Origin of the sequence: Roseovarius sp. ZX-A-9 (assembly GCF_028369135.1) — a bacterium.
Classification (GTDB): domain Bacteria; phylum Pseudomonadota; class Alphaproteobacteria; order Rhodobacterales; family Rhodobacteraceae; genus Roseovarius.
Genome location: NZ_JAPWHW010000017.1, coordinates 12553 through 39552, shown reverse-complemented (window position 1 = coordinate 39552; position 27000 = coordinate 12553). Strand labels below are relative to the sequence as shown.

The 27000-nt window shown below is 58.7% G+C and carries 22 protein-coding genes and 1 pseudogene; 9 read left to right on the top strand and 14 right to left on the bottom strand.

Features of this window, described 5'->3' with window-relative positions:
- Positions 1-495: 495 nt before the first annotated feature.
- From O3306_RS16010 to O3306_RS15970, 9 genes are all read right to left on the bottom strand, one after another.
- Positions 496-1482 (bottom strand): aldo/keto reductase, encoded by a 987-nt coding sequence (locus tag O3306_RS16010; protein WP_272009141.1) that lies wholly within the window; start codon positions 1480-1482, stop codon positions 496-498.
- A gap of 16 nt (positions 1483-1498) precedes the next feature.
- Entirely contained in the window at positions 1499-2062 is a 564-nt protein-coding gene (locus tag O3306_RS16005) for a hypothetical protein (RefSeq protein ID WP_050525844.1), read from the bottom strand.
- Entirely contained in the window at positions 2059-2991 is a 933-nt protein-coding gene (locus O3306_RS16000) for a glutathione S-transferase family protein (RefSeq protein ID WP_272009135.1), read from the bottom strand. The genes O3306_RS16005 and O3306_RS16000 overlap by 4 nt, the downstream gene beginning before the upstream one ends.
- A gap of 10 nt (positions 2992-3001) precedes the next feature.
- A complete protein-coding gene (locus tag O3306_RS15995) occupies positions 3002-3679 on the bottom strand; it encodes a type 1 glutamine amidotransferase domain-containing protein (RefSeq protein WP_095588253.1) in 678 nt (225 codons plus the stop codon).
- Between the two features lie 9 nt (positions 3680-3688).
- Positions 3689-4726 carry an NADP-dependent oxidoreductase gene (locus O3306_RS15990; RefSeq protein ID WP_058241279.1) on the bottom strand — a complete coding sequence of 346 codons (1038 nt, stop codon included), beginning with the start codon at positions 4724-4726 and terminating at the stop codon, positions 3689-3691.
- A gap of 12 nt (positions 4727-4738) precedes the next feature.
- Complete coding sequence (locus tag O3306_RS15985) at positions 4739-5896, bottom strand: iron-containing alcohol dehydrogenase (protein WP_272009127.1); 1158 nt, start codon at positions 5894-5896, stop codon at positions 4739-4741.
- Between the two features lie 4 nt (positions 5897-5900).
- Positions 5901-6317 (bottom strand): organic hydroperoxide resistance protein, encoded by a 417-nt coding sequence (locus tag O3306_RS15980; protein ID WP_272009250.1) that lies wholly within the window; start codon positions 6315-6317, stop codon positions 5901-5903.
- A 55-nt stretch (positions 6318-6372) separates the two neighbouring features.
- Positions 6373-6960 (bottom strand): TetR/AcrR family transcriptional regulator, encoded by a 588-nt coding sequence (locus O3306_RS15975; protein ID WP_207077645.1) that lies wholly within the window; start codon positions 6958-6960, stop codon positions 6373-6375.
- Between the two features lie 186 nt (positions 6961-7146).
- On the bottom strand, positions 7147-7476 hold the full coding sequence (locus tag O3306_RS15970; protein WP_009573560.1) for an ArsR/SmtB family transcription factor: 330 nt from the start codon (positions 7474-7476) through the stop codon (positions 7147-7149).
- An 87-nt stretch (positions 7477-7563) separates the two neighbouring features.
- On the opposite strand from O3306_RS15970, the gene O3306_RS15965 reads away from it, so the two are divergent.
- Positions 7564-8760: an MFS transporter gene (locus O3306_RS15965; RefSeq protein ID WP_009573559.1), complete on the top strand. Its 1197-nt coding sequence runs from the start codon at positions 7564-7566 to the stop codon at positions 8758-8760.
- A gap of 245 nt (positions 8761-9005) precedes the next feature.
- The gene (locus O3306_RS15960; RefSeq protein WP_442970011.1) at positions 9006-10622 is read left to right on the top strand and encodes an ISL3 family transposase; all 1617 of its coding nucleotides are present in this window, start codon (positions 9006-9008) and stop codon (positions 10620-10622) included.
- Positions 10623-10656: 34 nt separating this feature from the next.
- On the opposite strand, the gene O3306_RS15955 is transcribed toward O3306_RS15960, so the two are convergent.
- The 4 genes from O3306_RS15955 to O3306_RS15940 all read right to left on the bottom strand — a co-directional run bounded on the left by O3306_RS15955 (position 10657) and on the right by O3306_RS15940 (position 15757).
- Positions 10657-10812: a hypothetical protein gene (locus O3306_RS15955; protein ID WP_272009123.1), complete on the bottom strand. Its 156-nt coding sequence runs from the start codon at positions 10810-10812 to the stop codon at positions 10657-10659.
- A gap of 109 nt (positions 10813-10921) precedes the next feature.
- Entirely contained in the window at positions 10922-12049 is a 1128-nt protein-coding gene (locus O3306_RS15950; protein WP_272009122.1) for an ABC transporter permease, read from the bottom strand.
- 1 nt (position 12050) lies between these two features.
- Positions 12051-14777 carry a ribosome-associated ATPase/putative transporter RbbA gene (gene rbbA, locus O3306_RS15945; protein WP_105234942.1) on the bottom strand — a complete coding sequence of 909 codons (2727 nt, stop codon included), beginning with the start codon at positions 14775-14777 and terminating at the stop codon, positions 12051-12053.
- On the bottom strand, positions 14774-15757 hold the full coding sequence (locus tag O3306_RS15940; RefSeq protein WP_245918141.1) for an HlyD family secretion protein: 984 nt from the start codon (positions 15755-15757) through the stop codon (positions 14774-14776). Before O3306_RS15940 ends, rbbA begins: the two co-directional genes overlap by 4 nt.
- 267 nt (positions 15758-16024) lie before the next feature.
- On the opposite strand from O3306_RS15940, the gene O3306_RS15935 reads away from it, so the two are divergent.
- Positions 16025-17866, top strand: a complete 1842-nt coding sequence (locus O3306_RS15935; RefSeq protein WP_211096435.1) for a PHA/PHB synthase family protein — start codon at positions 16025-16027, stop codon at positions 17864-17866.
- A gap of 38 nt (positions 17867-17904) precedes the next feature.
- Positions 17905-18267, top strand: a pseudogene (locus O3306_RS15930) (SDR family oxidoreductase); the annotation flags it as partial.
- Between the two features lie 434 nt (positions 18268-18701).
- On the opposite strand, the gene O3306_RS15925 reads toward O3306_RS15930, so the two are convergent.
- Positions 18702-19769, bottom strand: coding sequence for a hypothetical protein (locus O3306_RS15925; protein WP_272009119.1), 1068 nt, complete (start codon positions 19767-19769; stop codon positions 18702-18704).
- Positions 19770-19995: 226 nt separating this feature from the next.
- Between O3306_RS15925 and O3306_RS15920 the strand changes: the two genes are divergently transcribed.
- The 5 genes from O3306_RS15920 to O3306_RS15900 all read left to right on the top strand — a co-directional run bounded on the left by O3306_RS15920 (position 19996) and on the right by O3306_RS15900 (position 26982).
- The gene (locus tag O3306_RS15920) at positions 19996-20877 is read left to right on the top strand and encodes a recombinase family protein (protein WP_008335982.1); all 882 of its coding nucleotides are present in this window, start codon (positions 19996-19998) and stop codon (positions 20875-20877) included.
- A 366-nt stretch (positions 20878-21243) separates the two neighbouring features.
- The gene (gene repA, locus O3306_RS15915; RefSeq protein ID WP_028288490.1) at positions 21244-22443 is read left to right on the top strand and encodes a plasmid partitioning protein RepA; all 1200 of its coding nucleotides are present in this window, start codon (positions 21244-21246) and stop codon (positions 22441-22443) included.
- On the top strand, positions 22428-23411 hold the full coding sequence (repB, locus tag O3306_RS15910) for a plasmid partitioning protein RepB (RefSeq protein WP_038068694.1): 984 nt from the start codon (positions 22428-22430) through the stop codon (positions 23409-23411). The genes repA and repB overlap by 16 nt, the downstream gene beginning before the upstream one ends.
- Positions 23412-23651: 240 nt before the next feature.
- The gene (gene repC / locus O3306_RS15905; RefSeq protein WP_038068692.1) at positions 23652-24707 is read left to right on the top strand and encodes a plasmid replication protein RepC; all 1056 of its coding nucleotides are present in this window, start codon (positions 23652-23654) and stop codon (positions 24705-24707) included.
- A gap of 106 nt (positions 24708-24813) precedes the next feature.
- Entirely contained in the window at positions 24814-26982 is a 2169-nt protein-coding gene (locus O3306_RS15900) for a ParB/RepB/Spo0J family partition protein (RefSeq protein ID WP_038068689.1), read from the top strand.
- The last annotated feature ends 18 nt before the right edge of the window (positions 26983-27000 follow it).

Here is a 27000-nt window from a genome sequence, read left to right as displayed (position 1 = left end):
CCGCCGGATCCACCGCCAGACCGTCGCACGGCTTACCCCGAGTTCCCAGACTGCATCACGGATCCCGCTTTCCAAGCTGCCGGTCCCAGAGAGATAGACCTGAACCAATGGGCGCAGGACCATTGCTCGACGCTGATCCTCTGCGCCGATAACCTCAGCTTCTTCACTATCGTATTGCTTCGCCACTGATCGACCAGCCCTGTGAGCCCCGTCTCACCTTTAGCGGCAAAAATCTCGGATTTAAAGGCAAAATATCACATTTAAGGGCAACGCTTGGCCATTGATTTTGTTTAATTTTCCGTCTCGCAATTAAGGGCTACGCGACACTGGCAGGAGAGTGAATTTGGGACAAAGGGGTGGGCCGGTTGCTTTGGGCGTGTCGGATGTGGCCAACGCCTGATCCGGTCGTTTTGGGGGCGAATTTGTGGCGGCGGCGCAGGGCTTAGGTTAAAGGCGCTGCGCCGCCAATCGAGCTTGCAATGCAGGGTTTCCGATCTACAGATTGGTCATCTGCATCCCTTGTTCCGTGTAACGGTCGCCAGCGGCAGCGCCGCGTGGGAACAAGGTGTCGAGGCGGGTGAGAATGTCCTCGGTTAGTGTGACATCGGCGGCCCCAATATTGTCTTCAAGATAGGTGCGCCGTTTGGTGCCCGGGATCGGAACAATATGATCGCCTTGGGCCAAGACCCATGCGAGCGCCAGTTGCGCAGGCGAGCATCCGGCGCTGTCGGCGATGGCACGGTATTGCTCCAGCAAGTTCAGATTCTGATCCAGATTTCCATCGGCAAAGCGCGGCTGGGTGTGCCGGAAATCATCATCAGCCAGGTCGCTTAGTGTGGTGACCTTGCCGGTCAGAAAGCCGCGCCCAAGCGGGCTGTAGGGTACAAAAGCCGTACCCAATTCGGCGCACGTGGCCAGCATCTCTGCCTCTGGGTCTCGCGACCACAGCGAATACTCTGTCTGAACCGCCGCAACCGGGTGCACCGCATTTGCCCGACGCAAAGTTTGTGCGGAGATTTCGCTTAACCCGATCCCCCTGATCTTACCTTCTTTGATAAGATCGGCCATCGCTCCGACCGTGTCCTCGATCGGGGTCACCCCATCAAGGCGATGCGCGTAATAGAGGTCGATCTGATCAATCCCCAGACGTTTCAGCGACGCCTCGACCGCCTGTTTCATGTAGGCCGGGCTGCTGTCGATGTGTCGTACGGCCGGATCGTCGGATCGGATGATTGCGAACTTGGTCGCCAGCGTGACGTTGTCCCGGTTTTGCCGGACGAAATCCGACAACAAGGTTTCATTCGCGCCGATACCGTAGGTATCGGCGGTATCGTAGAACGTGACACCCAATTCAAGCGCACGGTCCAGCGTTTCATAGGATTGATCGCGGTTGGTCGGGCCGTAGAATTCGGACATGCCCATGCAGCCAAGCCCAATGGCTGATACGGATCCCAGTCCGCCACCCAGATTACGCGTTTTCATGTGTTTTCTCCTTGAATTAGGGTTGTGTGCAACGAGGATCAGCGGCCTGAAAAGCAGCAATCTCTTCGTCGTCGATAGACAGTGGCTCGCAGCCGTGCTCTTTCTCGCAAACGAAATCGTACTCAAAGCCAGCAGCGTGGCAGCTCAGGCACTCACGCCCCTCAAAGTTGACCGCGTGATCGCCCCGGCTGGTAATCGTCGTGCTCTCCGCCGTCACGTCGAGGGCAAGAAATTCCCAGCCATTGCTGTCCGGGTAGTCTGCGCTCGAGTGTTTGATCATCGCTTCAAACGGGACAAGCTGCATCACCGTGCCGACCGGGTATTCGATATCAGGCACGCGGTCGGTAAAAATACGGATGGCTTCCTTGAGCTTTTCTGGGTCGGAATGGAACAGGAAGGTGTTGCGCACTTTGGGGAAATCATAAATGCAGCCAAACATATCCGAGGTGGCCTCAATCTCAATATTGGCTTGGGCTGAGATTTCGGCCTGGATTGGGAGAGCAATGAATGATGCGGCAAGCAAGGCCGCAGCGGTCACCAGTATGGCGTTAAATCGACCACACAGACTTAGTATTTTCATGTGTCTTTCCCTTGGATTAGAGTTGTACGAAGCGGATAGCCGTGTCGCGGGAAATGCACGGCAACCGTTCCCACCTGTGGCGTGTCCCGATGCAGAATGATGCGGGTGTCGTCGATATGGGCCAGCGTACCGTCGATGACTTCCGTGCCGAATTCATCGACCAGAACCTGTACCGGCGCGCCTATCGCGGGATGTGCAGCTCCCGTTTCTGGAAGGGGGGCGGGGGGCGCCGAAAGCGCGATGTTGATCGCTTCAGCAGGCGCCAATTCGGTTCGTGTGCCGTGACCGAACTCCGCAATGCGCGCCATCCATGCCGACAATGCCGGGAACAGCGATAGACCGCTGCCGCTGGCGGCTGTGTCAGCTTTGGCAAAAAACCAAACCACATGATAGAGTGCCAGATCAGTCAGCGCGGGCGTGTCCCCGGCAAAGAAATCGGCGCTACCCAGCAGGTTCTCAAGCCAACCAAGCCCTGTTGTAATTTGGCCGCGATGATAGCCGACATCCACTTTCAGGCCGTCCAGATCAATCTTGTGATCCCAAAACGCCTCGCGGTCATGGATCAGGGCTGGGGGAACGGCATCAGCGCACAGACCCATGCTGTAACGAACCACTTGCCAGAACAAAATGCGGTCCGCCCAATTGTCGAGCAACGGGGTTGCTGTGCCCACAGTGTTCGGGGCAAGGGCGCGCGCCGGAAACCGCTGGTCAAGCTCGGCGGCGATCAGGGCGGAATCACAGTAGATATCCGCCCCGATCTGAAGCACTGGGGCCCGCCTGTAGCCACCCGTCAAGGCCAGCAGATCAGCCTTTGGCGCAATAGGAGGCACGATGACCGATGACCATGACAGCCCCTTGAAGCCCATCAAAGTTCTGATTTTTTCGGAATAGGGAGAGGCTTCATAGTGGTGCAGGATCAGGTCGACCATCGTTTTTCTCCTACTTCAGCAGCCCGAGGATCTCTTGCGCGGCGGTGGCGGATGAGGCGGGGTTCTGGCCGGTGACGAGTTTTCCGTCACACAGCACGAAGCTGGCCCAATCCGCCCCTTTTTCATACTGGCCACCATTGGCTTTCAGCATGTCTTCCACCAAGAACGGCACAACATCGGTAAGGCCGACGGCCTCTTCTTCGGTGTTGGTAAAACCCGTCACCCGGCGGCCAGACACCAGCGGTTTGCCGTCCGCGCCTTGGGTGTGGCGGAACACGGCGGGGGCGTGGCAAACTGCGCCGACAGGCAAGTCGGCGGCGGCGAAGGCCTCGATCAGGCGTTTGCTGTCCGCGCTTTCGGCCAGATCCCACAAAGGGCCGTGGCCGCCCGGATAGAAGATGGCGTCGAACCCGTCTTCGGTTACATCCGAAAGCTTCAGCGTCGTCGCAAGATGCTTTTGCGTCTCTGGATCGTCTTTGAACCGACGGGTGTCGTCGGTCTGTGCGTCAGCGCTGTCGCTGGACGGATCAATCGGCGGCTGTCCCCCTTTGGGCGAGGCCAGTATAATGTCTGCTCCGGCGTCCTTGAAGACGTAATAGGGGGCCGCAAACTCCTCCAGCCAGAAGCCGGTTTTCTTGCCTGTGTCCCCGAGTGTGTCGTGGGATGTCAGTACCATCAGAATTTTCATGTTATTTTCCTATTTTTTCTGGCCGACGCGGATCACGCGCTTGCCAAAGTTTTCGCCATTCAGCAGGCCAATGAAGGCTTCGAGCGCATTTTCCAAACCGTCGATGATCTCTTCGCGGTACTTGATTTGGCCGCTTTCGATCCACGCCCCCATGTCTTTGGCAAAATCCGGGTAGAGGTGGCCGAAGTCGTCAAAGATGATGAAGCCCTGCACCTTGATCTTCTTGCGCAGGATTTGACCCATAAGCCAATTCATCCGGTCCGGTCCTTTGGGCAAGTCAGTCGCATTATACTGAGAGATCAATCCGCAGACCGGCACCCGTGAGTTTGGATTCAACAGCGGGATGACCCCGTCGAGGACCTTGCCGCCGACATTTTCGAAATAGACATCGATGCCATCGGGACTGGCCTTTGCAAGCTGTTCGGCAAAGTCATCTGCCTTGTGATCGATACAGGCATCAAAACCCAACTCATTGACCGCATAGGCGCATTTCTCTGGCCCGCCCGCGATGCCGACCACGCGGCAGCCAAGGATCTTGCCGATCTGGCCCACAGTGGCCCCGACAGGGCCGGTTGCGGCCGCCACGGCGATGGTTTCGCCCGGCTTTGGCGCGCCAATTTGCGTCAGACCCGCCCAAGCGGTAAATCCGGGCATACCCATGATACCGAGCGCCCAAGACGGGTGTGCAGGCGAGGTGCCCAGATTCGTGATCCGCGTGCCATCCGACAGCGCGTAATCCTGCCAGCCATTGAAGCTGAGCACCCAGTCGCCCGGCGCAAAGCCATCAACCTTTGAGGTGACGACCTGAGCCACTGTGCCGCCCTCCATCACGCCATCAATTTCCACCGGCGCGGCGTAAGATGGCGCATCGCTCATGCGCCCCCGCATATAAGGGTCCAGCGACAGATATTCGGTGCGCAGAAGCATCTGCCCAGCACCGGGGGAGGGGACGTCCCCTTCGACCAAGCGAAGCGTGTCCTTGGTCGGTTCGCCTTTGGGGCGTTCCGCCAACACAAGCTGGCGGTTTACTGTTTCAGTCTGTGCCATGGTCATCATCTCCTACAAGGCTGTTTCAAGAATGCGGCGGGCATCTTCGGGGGTGATGGCATTTTGTTCGCCAAGGGCGGTCATGCCGTGATCCTTCAAGGCGGCGACGATAAGATCAATTTCAGGTGCAGCAATTGCGTAATCGCCGAGTCGGGTTTTGATGCCCATCTGTTCAAAGAACCCGCGTGTTGCCTCGATCACGGCATCAATCCGCGCATCATCAGATCCCTCGCGGATGTCCCAAACATTGGCAGCATATTGCAGCAGTTTCTCGCGTTTGGGGCCACGTTGGTCGTTCATCAGTGACGGCAACACGACAGCCAGTGTGCGGGCGTGGTCGGTGTCATTGAGCGCGGTAATCTCATGTCCGATCATATGGCTTGCCCAGTCCTGCGGGACACCTGCGCCGATCAGGCCATTCAGGGCCAGCGTTGCTGTCCACATCAGGTTGGCGCGAACGTCATAGTCCTCCGGCGTTTCAAGGGCTTTGGGCCCAAGCTCGATCAGGGTGCGTAGCAGGGTTTCGGCAAAACCGTCCTGAACGCGCGCGGCGGATGGATAGGTCAGATATTGTTCGATGATGTGAACAAACGCGTCGGCCACGCCGTTCGCGATTTGACGGGGCGGCAGCGTGTAAGTGACCTCGGGGTCCAGCACCGAGAAAACCGGGTAGCAATGTGGGCTACCAAACGGAAGCTTAGCGCCCTTCTCGGGATTGGTGATCACAGCGCCAGAGTTCATCTCCGAACCGGTGGCGGGCAAGGTCAACACGGTGCCAAAGGGCAGCGCTTGCGTGATGACCGACCCGCGAGATGTCAGGATGTCCCAGGCGTCGCCATCATATTTGGCCGCCGCCGCGATAAATTTGGTGGCGTCAATAACGGAACCACCGCCGACAGCCAACAGGAAGGTGATCCCTTCTTGGCCAATCACCTCGACAGCTTTCAGCGCAGTGGCGAAGCGCGGATTGGGCTCAATGCCGCCAAATTCGACCAAGGTCCGGCCCGCAAGTGCCGCACGCACCTGACCAAGGACGCCTGTTTTCTCCGCGCTGCCTCCACCATAGAGGATCAGCACCTTTGCCTCAGCCGGAACCTGATCCTTTAGATCCGCAATACGGCCCTTGCCAAATATGATATGTGTCGGATTGCGAAAGTCAAAATTGTTCATGGGCTCAGTTTCCTTCAGTTTCAATGTGCAGGCGCACGTCAACGTTTCCGCGTGTGGCGTTGGAGTATGGGCAGACCTGGTGCGTCGCTTCGACAAGTCTTTCACCATCCTCGCGGGTCATGCCCGGCAGATGTGCGGTAATGTCGAGATCAAGTCCGTATCCGCCCTCGGCGCGTTGGCCGATGCCCACCTCAACCGACGTTGATGCCGCTTTGGCATCAAGCTTGAGTTGTTTTGCGGTCATTTCCATCGCGCTATCAAAACAGGCCGCATAGCCAAGCGCGAACAACTGCTCGGGGTTCACCCCCGCCTCGCCACTGTCCGGGCGAACCATCTGGACTGAAAAGCTGCCATCGTTGAGGGCGGCGGTTCCCGAGCGGCCCCCTGTTGCCGTTGCGGTGGTTTTGTAGAAGATTTTCATGAGCTTCCTTTCGCGAATAGACTGGTCGTCTATCGATGTGTCAAAATTTTTGGGGTTATGGTCCTGGAACGAGCACCTTTGTGGCATTCATAGCGGAATTGAGCGGGGCTTCACTGTGCGAGAGGCTCGCGACGAGGCTGGCTCCAAGCCACATGTGGTAGATCATTTCTGCCGTGGAGCGGGGGTCTTCAAGCGCGGCGATCGTGCCATCGTCCGTTCCCTGTTCAAGGGTCTCCGTCAGGCGCGCGACGATTTCGGACACACTTTTCTGCAAGATATTGCTCATGTTCTCCGAGAGGTCAGCAACCTCTGCGGACAGTTTGACGACCAAGCACCGGTCTTCGAGGTTGGGGCTGATCTGTTTTTTCCGCCACTCTTCGAAATAGGTCAGAAACCGAGACCGTGCATCCATGTCCGGATGCGCAAGCGACGCGTTCAGGCGTGTGCCATACTCCGTCATAAAATCATTCAGCAGCGCACAGCCATAAGCTTCCTTGGAGGCGAAATAGTGATAGAACGACCCCTTCGGAACGCCGGCCTCTTTCAAGAGCGCACTCAGGCCGACACCTGTGTAGCCCTGCTTGGCTGTCAGGCGGCGTCCTGTGGTCAATATCTGTGAGCGGGTGTCGTTTTTCTGTTCCATGATCCCAGATATAGTCTCATTAGACCGGTCGTCTATGGGTGGCGTAGCTTTTTCTAATCACAGGGCTGTGAGCGGCGCTGTGAAACGGAGCGGGAAAGGCGCTAGCCAGCATGCACACCAGTTAGCAGCTTTGACATCCAGCCCAGAAAAACAAGCAATGCATACGCAAATCGATGCGGCACGCCCTTAGTTTGCGTTCAGCACTGCTTCCAGCAAACCAGGAAAGCGACGGTCAAGCGCATCTCTTCGCAGTGAAAGCAGGCGACCTCGCCCCTTGGGGATATTCCGGATCACACCTGCTTCGCGCAACACTTTGAACAGGTGCGACTTGGTGGATTTCGCCACTTCCGGGTCCATTAAATTGCAGTTTGCCATTTCGACCGGGCCGTCGCGGAGCTGACGCACGATGTCCAACCGGCCCGGATCGCTGAGTGCGAACAAGACCTGCGTCAGTTGCAGCTCCTGTTCCTGCGGGTGCGCAAGATCGGGGCTGGCAGTGTCGGGTAAGATACTCATGGTTCGAATATACTTGAACCTTCCGCAGAAAGAAACTAGAGAAAGGTTCGATAAACTTCGAACCCTCCTGAAGGACTGCATTCCAAAATGACCACGATTGTGATGTCACCCAAGGCTAGAGAGCGCGCTGGTTTCGCAATCGTGCTTACCGGAAGCGCTCTGATGATGGCGAGCGCGAGCGCGCCGTCCCCTTTTTATCCGCTCTTGCAGCAGCAACTTGGTTTTTCGTCTTTGGTCGTGTCGGAGATATTCGCAATCTACGCAATTGCCCTTCTTGCGACACTGTTAGTGGCCGGATCAATCTCGGATCATGTCGGGCGACGCCCTGTTCTGTCGATGGGGTTCGTGCTTCTCGCTGTTTCCGCCGCCGGATTCGAATTGTCAGGTTCTGTGTCTGCGTTGTTATTGGCTCGAGTAGTACAGGGCGTAGCATGCGGCCTTCTGTTGTCTACGCTGTCGGCTGCGATTACGGATCTTGAACCCCCTGAATTCAAGGGCATCGCGGCGATCTGTAATTCAGTCATCCCCCTCGTCGGGCTGGCCCTGGGGGCCTTGATATCCGGCTTCGCGATGGAGTACCTTACCGAGCCAAAATTTGATATATTCACCGGGATTGCCGTGGCCAGCCTGGTGCTGGCGCTGGCCACATGGGGCTTGCCCGAAACATCGCCACGGCATGAAGGCTTGTTGCAGGCGCTGAAGCCTCGCGTTGGCCTCCCGATCGAAGTCAGGGGCACCTTCTGGCGTGGCGCTCCGGCGCTATTCGCGGGCTGGGCCACAGGGGGGCTGTATCTGTCGCTTGGCGCGCTCATCATCTCACAGGTTTTTGGTATTCAAAATGTGATCGTCCAAGGGTTCGTGGTCGCACTGCTGGCTGGGGTTGGTGCGCTGGCTTGTTTTATTGCGCGCAACTACTCTGCTCGTGAGGTCATTTTGTTCGGCACCGCAGCGCTCGCAATGGGAACCCTCGCCACCTTGTTTGGAATTCAATACGAAAACTTAGTGCTCTACCTTAGTGCGCTCGCCGTTGTGGGGGCGGGTTTTGGCACCTGCTTTTATGGCTTCATCCGCTCGATTATTCCGCTGGTGCCCGAGGATGTCAGAGGAGAAACTTTCGCAGCGCTATTCTGTATCAGCTACCTGGCATTCGGTTTGCCGGTCGTGATAGCCGGGCTTTTGGTGCCATTGTTAGGGCTCAAAGTCGTTGTAATCAGTTACGGCAGTTTGATCGCTTCGCTGGCCGCGCTCGCAGGACTGATGCGCAAATTCGGTCGGACCGACTAAGGACCCAACCTAGACTCAACACATTGGCCGGGATTGCCATTTGTGGACAGCCCCTGTTTTGCAAGAGTTTTCTTTTGTGTTCGTGATCTTTTTGCGTAGCGGTCATTTGTCCGGCCTGTTTTCGCGGCCCTTATGCCGCTGGCCCTGATGAAGTCCGCGAACCGGCTCCTTATCAACTTATCGGGCTCTGCCTCACTTTGTGTGGCGCAACTATCCTGAAACTGGAAAATTCAGGAGGGATAGTTGTGAGTTCGAAGAAGCACTGGTCGCCGGGCAGCGATGTTGCAGTTCAAAGCGTTGAACGAAGTGAATCCGGCGGGTGGATTGTATCTGGCGTCTTGGCACCCAACGGCATTTGCCCAGACTGTGGATTGCATTCACGCCGACGTCATGGCTGGCGGCGTCGGTGGCTGCAGGATTATCCCGCGCATGGAGACGCGGTAACGGTTGATCTCGCAGTTTGCCGTTGGCGATGTTTGGCGCCTGCTTGCCCGCGCCGGACTTTCTCGGACCAGATCAGCTCGATTGCGCGTCCATTTGCACGTCGTACTTCGCGTGTAGGGGAGATTGTCGGCCATCTTGGGCATGCGATAGGCGGACGGCCTGCGGAGCGGTTGTTGCATCGTTTGGGCCTTGGGGTCAGCGATGACACGGTGCTCAGGCAGCTGAAAAGGTGTGCTCAAGGCACCACCGAGGCGCCGACAATCATCGGGATCGACGATTGGAGCTGGCGGAAATCGCAAACCTACGGCACGATCATCGTGGATCTGGAGCGTCGCGTGGTCATCGACATCCTCGAGGATCGAGATGTCGTCACCTGCACCAACTGGCTAAAGCGACACCCCGAGGTGGAAGTGATCAGCAGAGATCGGTGCGGTCTCTACGCCAAGGCTGCCCGGCAAGGGGCACCGCAGGCAAAGCAGGTCGCCGACCGGTTCCATATCGTGCATAACCTGCGGCAGGCCATCGAGGAGCAGATGAACCTTCACGGCCGTGCCACCGGCAGGGCGCTGCTGTCCGACGCCGACAACATCACCGCAGCCGGAAGCCTTCTGAAGTCCCGCCTTGCGCACAGGACGTCCCGGGAAGAGATTTTCACCACCATCCATGCGCTCCGAAATCAGGGACTTTCCTGCAGCGAGATCGGGCGGCGAACAGGGTTTCCGCGTCGCAGCATCGCGAAATGGCTGCAGTTCGAAACACCACCGGACCGCAGGCGGGCCGCTTTGAAGCCGAGTTCGCCATGGTATTTTGAAGAGTTCCTGAGCCAAAGCTGGAAGGAGGGCATTCGAACTGGCAGCGCCCTTTTCAGTCTGATCCAAGAGCGTGGTTACGAGGGGAGCCAGTCGCATTTGCAGCGGCTGCTGGCGGGTTGGCGCAGAGCCGAACAGCAAGCGAGCGATCCCAAGGTAGAACACAAGATCCTGGAGCCGGTTCGGGACCCGGAAACGGGGCACGCGATCTCCCCGGTCATCGCGGCCGCGCTGTGCATCAAACCGCGCGGCAAGCTCACCTCGGATCAGGCGCGTAAAGTCGATGCTCTCAAGACCCGCTCTCCCGCCTTCGTATCGATGCGCAGCCTCGCCATGCGGTTCAACGGTATCATGCGTGGGCGCGACGCAGGCCCGCTCCCTGCATGGATCGACGACGCAATCGAAACCGAGTTGGTGCCGATCGTGCGCTTTGCCCGCACATTGAACCGGGACTTCGATGCGGTCAAAAACGCGATTGAGATGCCTTGGAGCAACGGCCAGGCGGAAGGTCAGATCAACCGCCTGAAAACCCTCAAACGCGCCATGTACGGTCGGGCCGGCCCAGAATTGTTGCGGGCAAGAATGCTACCGTTTGACCACACAAAGTGAGGCAGAGCCGAATTAAGGGCCACGCGACATCTGCCTATATGCCCGGTACACCGCAGTCATTCGCATCCAGTTCAAGAACCGGATCATTCGGGCCGCATTCTTCACCACTGACAGAGTAGTGCCCGGGTTCGGTGCATCCGGCGACTGCAAGTGCCAAAGCTACCAGCGTGATCTGTGTTAGTGTTTTCATGGCTTTACCTTTCTCTGGTTGGTTGCCGTTTTGAAATTTTCGAAATCCGCCTTCGCTCGGAGCGCCCATTGGAGTTCCGGACCTTGTTCTCCGGATCAGTCAGGTGGATTTAGTGAACTGTGGCCATGGTCACCCTGAAACGCTTGAGTGCGATGAAGAAGAAGACGGCGCCGAGCGCGACCATGACCGCCATGTCGGGCCAAACGATGTCCAGTCCCGCTCCGCGATAGAGAATGGCTTGCGAAAACGCCACGAAATGTGTCGACGGTGACAACTGCATGACGTTCTGAAGCCAGACCGGCATGCTCTCCATCGGCGTCGTGCTGCCGGACAGGAGATTCATGATCACGAGAACCGGGAGCGACAACAGACCGAATTGCGGCATCGACGTGGTGAAGGTGGCCAGCAGGATACCGAGCCCCGTGACCGAGGCAAGATAAAGCACCGCCCCGGATACGAAGAGCGGGATCGACCCCGCGATCGGAACCTCCAGCACGGTCTGCACGACGATCCAGAGCGACAGGATGGCAGCGACAACGATCGCAAGGCCATTGGCCCATATCTTGGCGACCATGATCTCGGACGGGGTGACCGGCATCACCAGCAAATGTTCGATCGTGCCGTGTTCGCGCTCGCGGATCAGCGCGGCGCCGGTCAAAAGCACGGACAGGATGGTGATGTTGTTGATGATCTGCATCACGGATGAAAACCAGACGGAATTCAGGTTCGGATTGAACTTTGTCCTGACGACCAGGTCGATCGGCAGTGTCGTTGCGGTGTCGTCGCCGGAAACGAACTTGACGACTTCGGCGCGGATAATCTGCTGAAGGAACACCGAACCGTTACCGGCCTGCGCCATTGCGGTGGCATCGACGTTAAGCTGCACCTGAGGCTTGAGGCCGTTCAGAACGTCAGCCTCGAAACTGGGCGGAAAGGAAAGGACAAACACGAACTTGCCGCTGTTCATCACGCTTTCGATCTCGTCGGCCGAGATCTCCTGTGGCGGATTGAATTCGGGTGGTAGGATCGCGCCCAAAATGCGCCCCGTCAGTGCCGAACGGTCCTGGTCCACATAGGCGACGGAGGCGTTCGAGACCTCAAGCTTGGCGCCGGTCGCCACCGAATAGACGGCGAAGCTGAACACATAGACGATCAGCAGAATCAGCACGGGATCGGCGCGTAGGCTGTTGAGTTCCTTGAGGCCAAGCCGAAAGACATTGGTAAGCCATTGCCACATGTCATGCCTCCTGCTTGTTCAAGGCAAGGACTGACACCGCGATGAACAACGCCACAAAGCCCGCCAGAGCGGCGTGGTTGAGCCAGAGCTCCGGCAATCCGAGGCCTTTGGTGAAGGTGCCGACGCTGATCTGCTGATACCAGGACGATGGGAAGGCCAGCCCGATCAACCGGCCGCCGCCCGAAAGCGAGGACACCGGCACCAGTAGGCCCGAGAAATTGACGGCCGGAATGATCGAGATAACGGCGGCGGCAAAGGTTGCCGCTACTTGCGTGCGCGTAAATGTCGAGACCAGCACACCAAAGCCCGTTGTCGCCAGCACGTAAAGCAATGTGCCGACAAGGAGCGCCAGGACAGAGCCTTTGACCACTACGCCGAAGACGCCATAGGAGACGATGATCAGCGAGGCAAAGCTGAGCATGGCAATCACGACATACGGCAGCTGTTTGCCCAGAATGAACTCGGTTCGCGTCACCGGCGTCGAGCGGAAATTGGCGATCGAACCGGTTTCCTTTTCCCGCACGACCCCCATCGCCGCCATCATCGCCGGGATCAAAACCAGCATCAGCATGATGACCGAAGGGATCATCGCGAAGACGCTCTTGAACGCTTGATTGTAGCGAAACCGGGTTTCAACAGAGGCTGCGGACGGATCGAAGGCATGGCCATAAAGCCGCTCGATCTGATCGGACATGTAGGATGCTGCGAGCCCTTGCAGATAACCGCGCGTCGTTTCCGCCCGGAACGGCATGGCACCGTCAACGGCAACGCGGACTTCGGGTTGGTCACCGCGCAGCAGGGATTTTCCGAACCCTGGCGGCACCTCGACCGCGACAACAAATTCGGAGGTTTTCATGCGGGCATCAAGCTCGATCACACTGGCCGCTGCCGGCCTTTCAGCGAAGTAGGGTGAGCCGGAGAAGCTCTCCATCAGTTCCCGGCTTTCGGCGCTCTGATCACGATCGAAAACCGCAAAGGGCAGGTCTTGCACGTCGAATGATATCCCGTAGCCGAAAGTGAGCATCAGGATGACCGGGCCCAAAAATGCGAAGGCAAGGCGCATCGGATCACGCAAAATCTCGATCGACTCGCGGCGCGCGAAGGCCCAAAGCCGGGCAATGTCGAAGAGGCGATCTGGTTTTTGCTGCCTTTCCGGCAACTTGGTTGCTGGTCTCTGGGATGCGGTGCCGCCAGCATCGCCTGCCGCTTCGCGCAGATATCCCACAAATGCTTCTTCGAGGTCATCGGTGCCTTTGCTGCGGGCCAGTTCCGCAGGCGTACCGATCGCCAAGACCTTTCCCGCATGCATCAATGAGATGCGATCGCATCGCTCCGCCTCGTTCATGAAATGGGTCGAGACGAAAATTGTCACGCCCTCGTCGCGCGACAGTTTGATCAGATGCTGCCAAAACCCGTCCCGCGCGACCGGATCGACGCCCGAGGTAGGTTCGTCCAAGATCAAAACCTCCGGCGCGTGGATCACCGCGACGGCAAGCTGAAGGCGCTGACGGATGCCCAGCGGCAGGCCGTCCGGCCGTTTGTCCGCGTCCTCGGCCAGATCGAAATCATGCAGCATCTGTGCGACCCGCTCTGCGCGGGTCTCGATCGGCAACTGGTAGAGCCGTGCATGAAGCTCAAGGTTCTGGCGGACGGTCAATTCACCATAGAGCGAAAAGGCCTGCGACATGTAGCCGACCCGCTGCCGGGTCGCCATGTCGTCCGGATTCAGCGCCTCACCGAACAGAAGCGCCTTGCCTTCGCTGGCCTTCTGTAGTCCGGTCAGCATCTTCATGGTGGTGGTCTTGCCGCAGCCGTTGGAGCCGAGGAATCCGAAGATCTCACCCGGCTCGATCTGGAATTCGACGTGATCGACCGCGGTGAAATCGCCGAAGTGGCAGGTCAGGCCTTTCGCCTCGATGGCAGGTGGGCCGCTGACAGGTTGGCGCGGCGGTACTTCGACTATGCGGTGGCCCTGCCGGTCCGCCTCGGGCAGCATAGCGATGAAGGCCTTTTCCAGTGTCGGTTGCCCGGCAGCGTTTCGGATCTCGGTCGGCAATCCCGTCGAGATCACCTCTCCCGCATTCATTGCTGCAAGCCAGTCAAAGCGCTCCGCCTCTTCCATATATGCGGTGGCCACGATCACGCTCATCGCCGGGCGTTCTTCGCGGATATGGTCGATCAGATCCCAGAACTGCTGGCGCGACAGCGGATCGACGCCGGTGGTCGGTTCGTCAAGGATCACCAGGTCTGGATCATGGATCAGGGCCGAGCAGAGCGAGAGTTTCTGCTTCATCCCGCCGGACAGCTTGCCTGCGGGCCGGTCCGGGAATGGGTCAAGCCCGGTGGCAGCCAACAAATTGGTGATGCGGGTGCGGCGTTCGGCTTCCGACTGGCCAAAGAGTCTGCCGAAAAAATCCAGGTTTTCATAGACCGAAAGCGTCGGGTAAAGGTTCCGGCCCAGACCCTGCGGCATGTAGGCGATGCGATGGTTACAAGCCCTGAGATGGTCACGCGCGGTGATGTCGCCGCCCAGCACGGTCGCGCCGCCGGTTTGCAGTTTGCGCACGCCGGCGATCAACGCCAGCAAGGTGGATTTCCCAACCCCGTCCGGGCCGATCAGCCCCGCCATGCAGCCCGCCGGGATATCCAGCGTGACGTCGGACAGGGCCGAAGTTTCGCCATAGCGGTGCGTCACAGATGACAGGCTGGCGACCGGCGGGGGTGTCATTGCGGCAACTTCACCTGAAGGGCATCGGGCCAATCGACGGTATCGTCGACGCGCACATAGCCGACACCCGCCACGCCCGCCTTCGCCTGTTCCTGGTATTCTTCCAACAACTCCGCCGGGATAGTCAGCTTCACTCGGAACATCAACTGGTCGCGTTCATCGGCGGTTTCCACCGATTTCGGGGTGAACTGGGCGGTGCTGGCGACAAAAGTAGCCTGGGCCGGGATCACGTAGTCGGGAATTGGGTCAAGGACAATCCGCGCCTCAGCCCCGATGGCCAGCAGGCCAGCGTCGCGCGCGGGAAGAAAGATCGTCATGTAGATGTCGGTCAGATCAGTCAGCGTCACGACCCTGCCGCCGGCGCCGACGACTTCCCCGGCTTTGGCGAGGGTGTATTGAACTCGCCCATCGTGCGGAGCCACCAGAGCTGCATCGGCCCGGATGCTTTGCAGTCGCTCAACTGTTGCCTCGGCCGACGCAATCGTGGCAGTTGCAAGGTCGATGCCTGCTCGGGCGGCGGCCACTCCGGCATCTGCGGTTGTCAGGGCGGATTTTCTTTGATCGACTAGCTCCTGTGGCGCATGACCCTTTGCCGCAAGTTGCTCGGCGCGGGCAAATTCCGCCTGTGCGAATTCCTGTTCGGACAGGCGTTGGTTCAGCAGGGCCTCGGTTTGCAGTTTCTGCTGCTCTGCCTGGGCGACGGCGGCCTTGGCCTGGCGCAACTGGGCGTCGATCTCGGCGGTGTCCATAATCGCCACCAGATCTCCCGCCTCGACCCACTGGCCCTCGGAAACGCGAACCTCGGCGATACGCCCCGGAAGCTTGGCCGCCACATCGATACGCTCTGCCTCAATCCGCCCGTTCGAGCGGACGATGCCGACCGGGAGCTCTGCGGTTTGGCTGTCCAACCAGAATATGTATGCACCGCCCAAAAGCACGCTGAGGATGACAGCAACTGTGCCATAGCGTTTCCATTGCATTGGTCTTCTCCTCATCTCGGCACCCGTGAAATCAGCAAGGCTTCCTGAACTTAGTCTTGCTGCAACGCCGCGTAAACACATGCTGCATTGCAGTATTTACATGACCGATATGCCAAACTGTCGGATGCGTCGGCAGGGTTTCGTGCCTACCTTGAAACGAACAATCCAGCGTCTAACGCCGATTCAACTTTGGCGATTTGATCGAAATCAATGATCGTTAAACGGGCATCGCTAAACCGGCGCGGACCATACAGAAGGTGCCAAGCGATGGGCCATGCAATACCCAAAGCCGCCAATATGCCCCACGAGATTAGCGCCAAGGCCGGGTCGGGCGGAAAAATACTTGGTTTCTCTGATCCTCTGGATTCGCCGAAACAGGAAGCTGGCAATAAGCCATTTCCGGATACCGATCTGCCTGAGTTTTTGGATCGCGCGCTGAAAGCCCGGATGGGCAAATTTACAATGGGTCTGTCGCCCGCGGCACTCGCCGGTGCCTATCTGGACTGGTTGGCGCATCTGGCAACATCTCCCGGAAAGCAGTTCGAATTGTCGGAGAAGGCGTTTCGAAAGTGGATGCGGCTTGCACGCTATGCGGCGACGTGCGCCGTCAACAGCGATGAAACCGCTCCCTGTATCGAGCCATTGCCGCAAGACCGGAGGTTCCGCGGGGACGCCTGGCAGAAATGGCCTTACAACCTGTTCTACCAGTCCTTCCTTCTCAATCAGCAATGGTGGCACAACGCGACAACAGGCGTACGCGGCGTCACCAGACAACACGAAAACGTCATGGAATTCGCAACCCGGCAGTTCCTCGATGTGTTTTCGCCGTCGAACTATTTTCTGACCAATCCGGAAGTGCAGGAAAAGACCCTGGAGGACGGCGGGCAGAACCTGGTGCGCGGCTTTCAGAACTGGCTCGACGATCTGGACCGCCTGCAAAACGACAAGCCACCAGCCGGGGCCGAAGCCTACCGGCCCGGCCACGAGGTTGCCGTGACGCCCGGCAAAGTGGTCTATCGCAACCATCTGATTGAGCTCATTCAATACACGCCGACCACTGACAAGGTCAGACCGGAACCCATCCTGATCGTACCGGCGTGGATCATGAAATACTACATCCTCGACCTCTCGCCCGAAAACTCGATGGTGAAGTTCCTGGTCGACCAGGGCTATACGGTCTTCATGATCTCATGGCGCAATCCGGGTGCCGAGGATCGCGATCTGGGGCTCGACGACTACCGCAAGATGGGCGTCATGGATGCAATCGGCGCGGTGCAGGGCATTGTGCCGGATCAGAAAATCCACGGCGTCGGCTACTGCCTCGGCGGCACGCTGCTGTCCATCGCCGCCGCCGCCATCGGCCGCGACGGCGGCGATCCGTTCGCATCGCTGAGCTATTTCGCCTCGCAGATCGACTTTACCGAGCCGGGCGAGTTGCAGCTGTTCATCAACGAAAGCCAATTGACCTTCCTCGAAGACATGATGTGGGATCAGGGATATCTCGACACCACGCAGATGTCCGGGGCCTTCCAGATGATCAATTCCGTGGATCTGGTCTGGTCGCGGATCCTTCACAGCTACCTGATGGGCGACGAACCGGCGATGTTCGACCTTCTGGCTTGGAACGCGGACGGCACGCGGATGCCGTTCCGGATGCATTCGGAATACCTCCGGTCGCTCTATCTGAACAACGAGTTGACCGAAGGGCGCTTCGTCGTCGAGGGACGTCCGATTTCGGTGACCGACATCCGGGTTCCGGTGTTTTCCGTCGGCACGGTCAAGGACCACGTGGCGCCCTGGCCATCGGTCTACAAGATGCATCTCTATCTCGATACCGATCTGACTTTCGTGCTGACCAGCGGTGGGCACAATGCCGGCATTGTTTCGGAGCCCGGCCACAAGAACCGCAGCTATCAGATTGCCACGACACGCCATGATGACCGCTATGTCGATCCCGAAAGCTGGGCCGCACAAACACCGAAGAAGGATGGCTCGTGGTGGCTGGAATGGGTGTCCTGGCTTGAAGAACGGTCAGGCAAGCCTGTCCCCCCGCCCGCCATGGGCAATGCCCTGGCCGACGCGCCGGGAACCTACGTTCATCAGAAATAGACACCTGCCGCACAACAAAGAGAAGAACAGAGATGGGCTTGCTTGACGGAAAACGCGGTCTCGTGGTCGGGATCGCAAACGAACATTCGATCGCCAGCGGCTGCGCGCGCGCTTTCCATCGGGAGGGGGCCGAACTTGCAGTTACCTACCTCAATGAAAGGGCGCGACCCTTTGTGCAACCGGTCGCCGAGGCGCTGGACGCTGAAATCTTCATGCCGCTGGATGTCACAGCCGACGCGGACATGGATGCGCTGTTCGAGGCCATTGCCTCCTCTTGGGGGCAGCTTGATTTCGTCCTGCACTCGGTCGCCTATTGTCCGAAGGAAGACCTGCACGGCAATGTTGTCGATTGTTCGCGGGAAGGCTTTGGCGCAGCGATGGACATCTCGGTTCACTCGTTCACACCCGCCGTCTGTCGTCAGGGCGCACGGTATCCGTCCGCGGCGGTTGGGCAGTTCGGGGCGATCGTGAAAGCAAGAGGGGCGCATCGTTCAGGCGGACTTGTCCAATATGCGGGGCGCTGATCGTAAGCGTTGGCATGCCCAGAGGAGGGTGGGTCCATTTTGAGGGTGGCAAAGGCCTGACACGAATTAAGCACCCTTGCCTGCATCTTGGCGAGGGTCTGAGCAGGCGGCGCGACGAGGACACACCGGATCTTTTCGAAAGCCTGCCTTAGCTCGTTGCCGGATCACACAGTGCGATTCTGACCAAAACACTTAGGTCGATGTTCAAACCACGACCCTTTGGCCGCATCGATGAACGTAAGTATTGGCGTCAAGCGCTCCTCCCTCAATGAACCGAGAAGGTCCCTGTCGCTGGATCTGATCACAAAGGTCTAGTCCTTGATCCGCCACATTCTGAATCGCCCTTGTTGCGTCACTTCTCGGATCAGGCCTCGCTCTTCCATCCATGCGAGGTTCCTTTGAACAGCCGCGCGACTTGCGCCTGTTAGGGCCTCCGCCATCGGGGCCGACACCAAAGTCCAATCTGTCAACACAGACCGAAGAGCGGCCGGAGTTCTGCCCGAAAGCTGAGACATGGCTCCTTCCGCCCGAAAACTCCATGTTTGGGTACCATCTAGATGGCGCATCGCCGTTAGAATTGCGCTGTTCATCCCATCCAGCCAGCGGGCCAAACGTTCGGGCGGCAAGCCCGAACCACGCAGCCCCCCTGCCCCGCCCATGGCGAGCGGTGCGAAGATGGCGCCACTTCCATCGCTGGCCGCGATCCGGGACGAGGTGACGGCGGCTTCCATCTGGCCGCCGTGCTGTCCGAGGCCGGCCAGGTTCCAGAGATGAAAGCCCATGCAAGCCCGCGTGATTGGGTGGAGCTCGGCTGCTGCAGCCATTACGTCCAACCATCCGCCCGCGCGATCTTCGAAACGCTCAGCGCTGCCTTCAATGTTCTCGGGATCGCGGCGATCCAGGAAGGCGGCCAAGTCAGCCTTCGGTCCGGGACCGCCTGTCAGACGCCGAACAGCCCATCCAACTCTTGCCAGTGCATTTGGGTCATCCTGTGCACCTGACAGCCGCATCGATATCCAAAGCGCCAGACGATCAGAACTCACCCGATCCCCTGCGAACCAGCTAAGGTCCGCTGCCTCGATAAGAGCGAGGCGATGCCGCCAGCCTTCCGGGCCACGCAGCAGCCTGTCATCCAGAGCACCCAGGCGTCCAGCCACTCTTGCCAGTCGCGCAGCGTGAACGCCTTCTGCCTTTGCCCAGTCTTCGATGACGGCAGAGTCCGGCGGTTCTGCACGCGGCCCGGGAGGCAAATCATCTGGTTCTTCTTCGAATGGTCCCGGCAGAAACCAGAGATCCTCTTCGTGAGCCTCTTCATCCTCCTCGATGGGGATGAGGGGGTCATTGAAATCATCAGTCAAGGCGGATGCTTGGGTCTTCATATGTGCAAAATACTGTTCTTTTGCACATTACCCAAGTGATTTTGTGGCGGTTGCCTTCGCTCTTTATATAGTATGCGCGCGCGACTGCCGGTGAAACCTCTCAGATCGCGTTCAGCGCAAGGAAACCAAGGGTTTTTGGACGAGCGCGACGAGAGAGCACCTACTTGCATTCGTTTACAAACGGTCGTTTATTAGCGATATCTTAAATTGCAAACGGCTCTTTTCCATGCCCCTGATAGGCTATGCGCGCGTATCCACAGAGGATCAAACCCCCCTGCCCCAGTCCGAGGCCCTTCAATCTGCGGGTTGCGCAGAGATCTTTGAAGAGCACGCCTCAGGTGGCAATCGGGCGCGGCCGGTGCTTGCACGTGTGCTGGAGCGGATTGGCAAGGGCGACACGCTGGTCGTCGTGCGGATCGACCGGCTTGCGCGGTCTCTGTCGCACTTGCTTGAGGTGATCGAAAGACTGGAGGGCAAGGGGGCGTTCTTCCGCTCGCTCCAGGACCCGATCGACACTGCCTCGCCCCAGGGCAAGTTCACGTTGCAGGTTCTGGGCGCTGCGGCTGAGTTCGAACGCGCTCTGATCCGCGAGCGTACCAAAGCCGGACTTGCCTCGGCACGCTCAAAGGGCCGCGTCGGCGGCAACCCAGGTCTTCGCGCCAAGGACCCTGAAGCGCTGCGCAAGGTACGGCTGGCGCGGCAGGATGGCTACATGGAGCGCCTCAACGAGACCGCGCAGGATTGGGTGCCCCATGTGCGCCGCCTGCGCCCCGATATGGCTTGGGAAGACGTGCTGCGGATCATCAATGGCCCCCTGCCCCATGATCGGCGCTGGACGCAAAGCCGCCTGCTCCGCGCCGTGAAGGCATACGTGGCGGACGGATTCCTGCCGGCTGAAGTGCTTGGGCGCGCCGGTCGTCGCGAAACCGACGATCGCCTGCCTGCGATTGTCGCCGCAATCAAAGGTGCTGACCCCGAGATCACCTTGCAGGCAATCTGCGACCGACTGGAATCCATGCGTGAGCGCACCCCACGCGGTCGCACCAGCTGGCAGCCTTCCTCAGTCAGAATGCTGCTGGAGCGGGCAGAGCGTCTCGGCCTTTTGTAGGCGGCGATGGTCGGCAAACTACTCCTGTCACTCGGCCAAAATCTTACAGAATCATCGCCTCAACTGGACGAAAACCACGTAAATATCCAACAAAGCCTTGGGGTTAGTTCGCGCGAGCAGAAAATATCTCGAAGGGTATCGGCTTCGCCAGACGCGGCCTTTATCGTTAGGAATCAATGCGTTATATAGCGCGGGCCCCGCGCGGCCAAATTGGTGCTGTGGATAACTTTTGCACTACATCTAGATTCTTCTTGCCGGACTCAGATGTTCGTGGCATTTCCATTCTGACGGCAAAACGCGTCAGACGTGGCTTTAACCGTCAGAACGACAAAGAGCCTTAGCAAAGGCCATGAGAGGCGGCAGAACATGGATGATCGAAATACGGGCTACGCGCAAGGCATAGGCTCTTCTGACATCGGAGCATTCGCAGACAGTCTTGCTGAGTCGCTTGACCGGCAGATGAAAGTTGCGTTCGAGCCAGAAGAACGCAAGTCCTTGCGCCGCTTCAGCTCGACCGAGGTCGCCGAGTTGCTGCGCGTTAGTACGTCGAACCTGCGCAACCGCCACAAAGATGGCAGCTTCCCAGAAGTTCACACTGACGGTCGCGGTCATAGGTTCTACACGGCCGAAGAAGTTGACGACCTCCGCAACATTTTGGCGCGGACAGGCAAAAATGCTGACGCGTACAGACCTGGCCGCCGAGACGGTGACCGTCTTCAGGTCATTTCGGTCGTGAATTTCAAAGGCGGCAGCTCGAAGACAACAGCGACAATCCATTTGGCACACAGGTATGCCCTGCGTGGCTACCGCGTGCTTGTTCTGGACCTCGACCCGCAGGCCAGTTTGACGACATTTTTCGGCTTCCGGCCTGAGCTCGAATTCGCCGAAGGCGGCACAATCTACGACGCATTGAGATACGATGATCAGGTTCCGCTCTCGGAGGTCATCCAGAAAACATACTTCCACAAGCTCGACATGGTCCCGGCTGGCTTGATGTTGTCCGAGTACGAAACCGAGACAGCGAATGCCCTTGCGCGCAGGGTTCAGCCGATTTTTGCAGAGCGTCTTGCTCTGGCGCTAGAGGAAGTCGACTCAGACTATGACATCGTGCTGATCGATTGCCCTCCGCAGTTGGGCTTCCTGACATTGACAGCATTGGCAGCGTCCACGGGCTTACTTGTGACGGTCGTCCCCGGCATGCTCGACATCGCTTCGATGAGCCAGTTCCTCAAACTCGCTTCGGAAACGGTCAAAGCCGTCGAAGAGGCGATTGGACGACATGTCACTTGGGACTTCGTAAAGTTCCTGATCACACGCTACGAGCCGTCGGACGGACCACAAACGCAAATGGCCGGGTACCTACGTTCAATCCTTGCGGGCCAAGTCATGACTGAACCGATGCTGAAGTCGACAGCCATTTCTGACGCCGGCATGACTCAGCAAACCATCTATGAGGTAGACCCGAGCCAGCTCATTCGGAAGACCATTGATCGGGCTTTGACCAGCGTGAACAGCGTTGCCGATGAGCTGGAGCAGACAATCCAAATGGCATGGGGGCGTCGCTGATGGCTCGAAATATCTTCAACCAGCCACCGAAAGACGAGAAAGAGTCGGCAGCCCCCTCCCCTGCCCCGGTCAAATCCTCGAAGCTACCTGGCTCGGTTGGCGGATTGCGGGACTCTCTCCGGGAAATCACTGCCAACTCAATCCGAGATATCGAACCCGACCGGATCGATATGGATGGCCTCCGGGATCGCCTGATCCTGGAAGATAGTAGCATTGAAGATCTCGCCGAAAGCATTCGCAAGCATGGTCAGCAAGTGCCGATCATGGTTCGCCCCTCTGACCAACCGGATCGATACCGCATCATCTACGGGCGTCGCAGACTTGCAGCCATTCGAAGAGTTGGTGGAACCGTCAAAGCGATCGTTCGAACGCTCGATGATGATGCTTCTCTGATCGCGCAAGGTCAGGAAAACAACCTGCGGCTGGATCCGTCCTTCATTGAAAAATCTCTTTTTATCAAAGAGATGCAGGAGGCCGGTTACAAGCCTGGCGTCATTCAGGACGCCCTAGGCCTCACCCGGCAAGGTGTGTCGAACCATCGTGTAGTCATCGAGCAGCTGCCTGACGAACTTGTCCGGCTTATCGGCCCGGCTCATGGCGTAGGTCGACGCCAATGGGGTGATCTTGCTGCACTTTCAGAGAAGGTTCCGCTTGTCGACATTGCGCGTGAGACACTTGCCTCTCTGCCTGACACCACTCCAAGCTCGGACAAGTTTCAAGCCGTCTATGTTGCTTGCTCCAGCAAGGCGCGTGGCGCAGCCGACCAAAGCGCCCGTGGCCAAACGACCGTGGTAAAGGACAATAGTGGTAGCCCTGTCGGCACACTTTCAGTCGATGGCAAGTCGATCGCTATCAAGATCACCCGCAAGGACAACCCGGAATTCGGCCAATGGCTCGAAGAGCGCGCGGAAACCACGCTGCGACAGCTTTTTGAACAATGGCAGAATGAGAGAGGCTCGGGGAGCTGATCCCCGGTCATAACCAAAAACACGAGCAGAGGAGAAAGGCGAAGACCAAAAAGAAAAGAGCCCCCCAAGGTTTCCCCCGGAGAGCCCTCATCATCTGATTAGCACCTGTGATGTAGCAATCTCCGACATACCGGTCAAGAGTCACCGATTCGGTGGACGTCTTTTTGTTGCCTTTTCTCGCCAATAACAGCGGGAAGAGCCGGGGAAGCTGTGGGCCGCAACGGTCGTCGTTCAACAAACATGGCATTCACAAAGCTTTCCGTTCAGACCTTTGGCGTCGGCAAGGGCACCCCCGCCACGTCAACACCTGAAACCGACATCTGGGCAGTCTTCCGCGCGCTCAGAGATACTCGCAGCCTGTTCGGTCTCCGTCCAGGACATGTTCAAACGCTCCAAGCGATGCTGAGCTTTCTCAAGCCTGGGCATGGAGACACAGTCTTCGCTTCCAACGACGAGATCTGCCGTCGAGTCGGCGGGATCGATGAACGAACCCTCCGTAGGCACATCGATCGCTTTGTTGAACTCGGTTTCATGAAGCGCCACGACAGCCCAAATCGCAAGAGATACCGAGTGAAGTCCTCCGAAGGTCAGTCCATTAGCTATGGCTTGTCGCTGGCTCCGTTGCTCGCGCGTGCCGGCGAACTACTTGCGACAGCCCAAGCGATGGAAAACGCTCGTCGGGATCGCGTGTTTTTGCGAAAGCAAATCCTAACCAAACTTGCTCAGATCGACGAAGCTGACCCCGAGAACGAACTCACTCATCAGGTACGCCGAGTTCTTCGGAGGAAGCTCTCGATCGCGGAGTATCGTACTTTGCTCGGCGAACTGGAGGCTCAATGCAAACAGATGTCCACCGCGGTGGACGCACCAGAAACAATGAAACTGCCCGCCAATGACGGGCAAACTGTCCGCCACCATTCTAAGTCTAAAAAAGAACAAAAAGATTTAGAAAGCGGGACCAACAGCCAAACACCTCCCCTGCAAACGCTCACAACCGTTTGTGACCAGGCTACATCGTTCGCAACGAACTCACTTAGGAACTGGCACGATGTCGAAAGCCACGCGAGAACGCTCGCTCCAATGATGGGAATCCACGAAAGCACCTTCGAAAAGGCTGCTAAGAAGATAGGCTCTCAAAAAGCATCATGCGCCATCTTCATAATTCTCCAGATGAGCAATCGCATCCGAGACTTTGGAGCGTATTTCCACAGCATCACGCTCGGTCGCAGAGAAACTGACTTCAACCCATCACTGTTGTTGGAAAGGCTTTCTCGTTCTGGGGCAGCAACTGCGTGATGTCCACCGCGGTGGACATGTCGAGAGGTAGAGATGGGCTGTGAAAGGGGTGACGGGAAGTGAGATCGGGAGAGTGGCTTCCGGCGCCCGTCGCGGAGAAGATCTGATGGCGAAATCTGCCCAGAAAGTCACCCTGTCCCCGTCCCGGGACATTCCCTTCGACAAACTCGTGCTGAGCCAGTCCAACGTCCGGCGCATCAAGGCCGGCATCTCCATCGAGGAACTGGCCGAAGACATCGCCCGCCGCGGGTTGCTGCAGAGCCTGAGCGTTCGACCCGTTCTGGCGGATGATGGTTCCGAGACCGGCAAGTTCGAAATCCCCGCTGGCGGTCGGCGCTTCCAGGCCCTGTCTCTCCTGGTGAAGCAGAAACGCTTGGCCAAGACCACGCCCATTCCCTGCATCGTGCGGGATGCCACTTCCGCGATCCTCGCCGAAGACGACTCGCTCGCTGAGAACATGCAGCGCGCAGCCCTGCATCCGCTCGACCAGTTCCGCGCCTTCGTGGCGCTTCGGGAGAAGGGTCAAGGCGATGAAGAGATCGCAGCCGCCTTCTTCGTCACGCCGCAGGTGGTGAAACAGCGCCTGAAACTCGCCGCCGTGGCCCCTGCCCTGCTCGAGCTCTATGCCGAGGATGAAATGACGCTGGAGCAGCTGATGGCCTTCACGGTCAATCCGGACCACGAGCGTCAGATTCAGGTCTGGGAGGCGATCAAGTCGTCCTGGAACAAGGAGCCCTATCAGATCCGGCGCATGCTGACGGAAACCTCCGTGCGGGCCTCTGACCGGCGCGCCGTCTTTGTCGGCGTCGAGGCCTACGAGGCGGCGGGCGGCACCATGTTGCACGACCTCTTCCAGGGCGACGACGGCGGATGGCTGGAAGACCCTGCCCTGCTCGATCGCCTGGTCAGCGAGAAGCTTCAGGCTGAAGCCGAAGCCATCGCGACCGAAGGTTGGAAATGGATCGAGGTCTCGCTCGACCTGCCCTATGGCTACAGCCACGGCCTGCGACGGCTCAACGGTAATCCGGCGCCGATGTCGGATGACGAAGGCGCGGCCCATGCCAAGCTGCTCGCCGAATACCGGGCGTTCGAAGAGGAGTACGAGGGCCAGGACGAATTCCCTGAAGAGACCGACGCCCGCCTTGGCGAACTCGAAGTCGCGATGGAGAAGCTCGAGACGCGGCCGCTGATCTTCGACGCGGAGGAGATCGCGCGGGCAGGGGCCTTTGTGACGCTTGATCGCTCTGGCGAGCTTTCCGTCTATCGGGGCTTTGTGCGGCCGGAGGATGAACCTCGGACAGAGGCCGACGTCCACAGCGGTGAACAGGCGGCAGACAGGCAGGGCGCTGAGCTTTCGGCGACGAGCAACGTGGATGGTATCGGCCATGGCACGGTGATCACCTCTGCTGGTCAAGCGCTCGGGGCGGGTCTGTCGGACGAAGAAGACGATGGTGCCTTGAAGCCCTTGCCCGAGCGGCTGGTCATGGAGCTGACGGCGTACCGCACCTTGGCATTGCGCGAAGCTGTCGGGCGTTCTCCCGACATCGCGCTGACGCTGCTGCTCCTGAAGCTCGTCAACGACACTTTCCGGATGTCGAGCGCTTCAGGCGGGTGCTGCGAGGCATCGGTGCGTCACGTCTACATGTCGGCGCAGGCCAGCGATCTGAAGGACAGCGTGGTTGCCAAGCTGGTGGACGATCGCCACGCGGAGTGGGAGGCCGACCTTCCGCTTGGCGACGATGCCGCTCTCTGGGAATACCTGACCTCCCTCGATCAGGTGAGCCGGCTGTCCTTGCTCGCGCATTGCCTTAGCTTCGGGATCAACGCGCTCCACGAGAAGGTGAACCCCTACGGTGCCGGTATCTCCGCCAGTGGTCTGACCCGACGGATGGCGCAGGCCGACTTGCTTGCACAGGCAGTCGATCTCGATATGGTCGAGGCTGGCTGGGAGCCGACGGCCGATACCTACCTGAACCGCGTGCCCAAGGCCCGGATCCTTGAAGCCGTGCGCGAGGCAAAAGGGGAGGGGACGGCGCAGCTCCTCGATCACCTGAAGAAGGCCGAGATGGCGACCGAGGCCGAGCGCCTTCTGAAGGGCAGCGGCTGGTTGCCGGAGGTGCTTCGCCGTCACGATCTGGCGGCACTCGAAGGTGAAGAAGGGCAGGGGGCGTCTGGTGACGTTCCCGACACCGAGTTGTCCGAGGATGTCGATCTGCCCGCCTTCCTCACCGCTGACCTGCCGGGTGATGATGCGTCGATGATGGCCGCGGAGTGATCCGCTCCATCCGAGGGC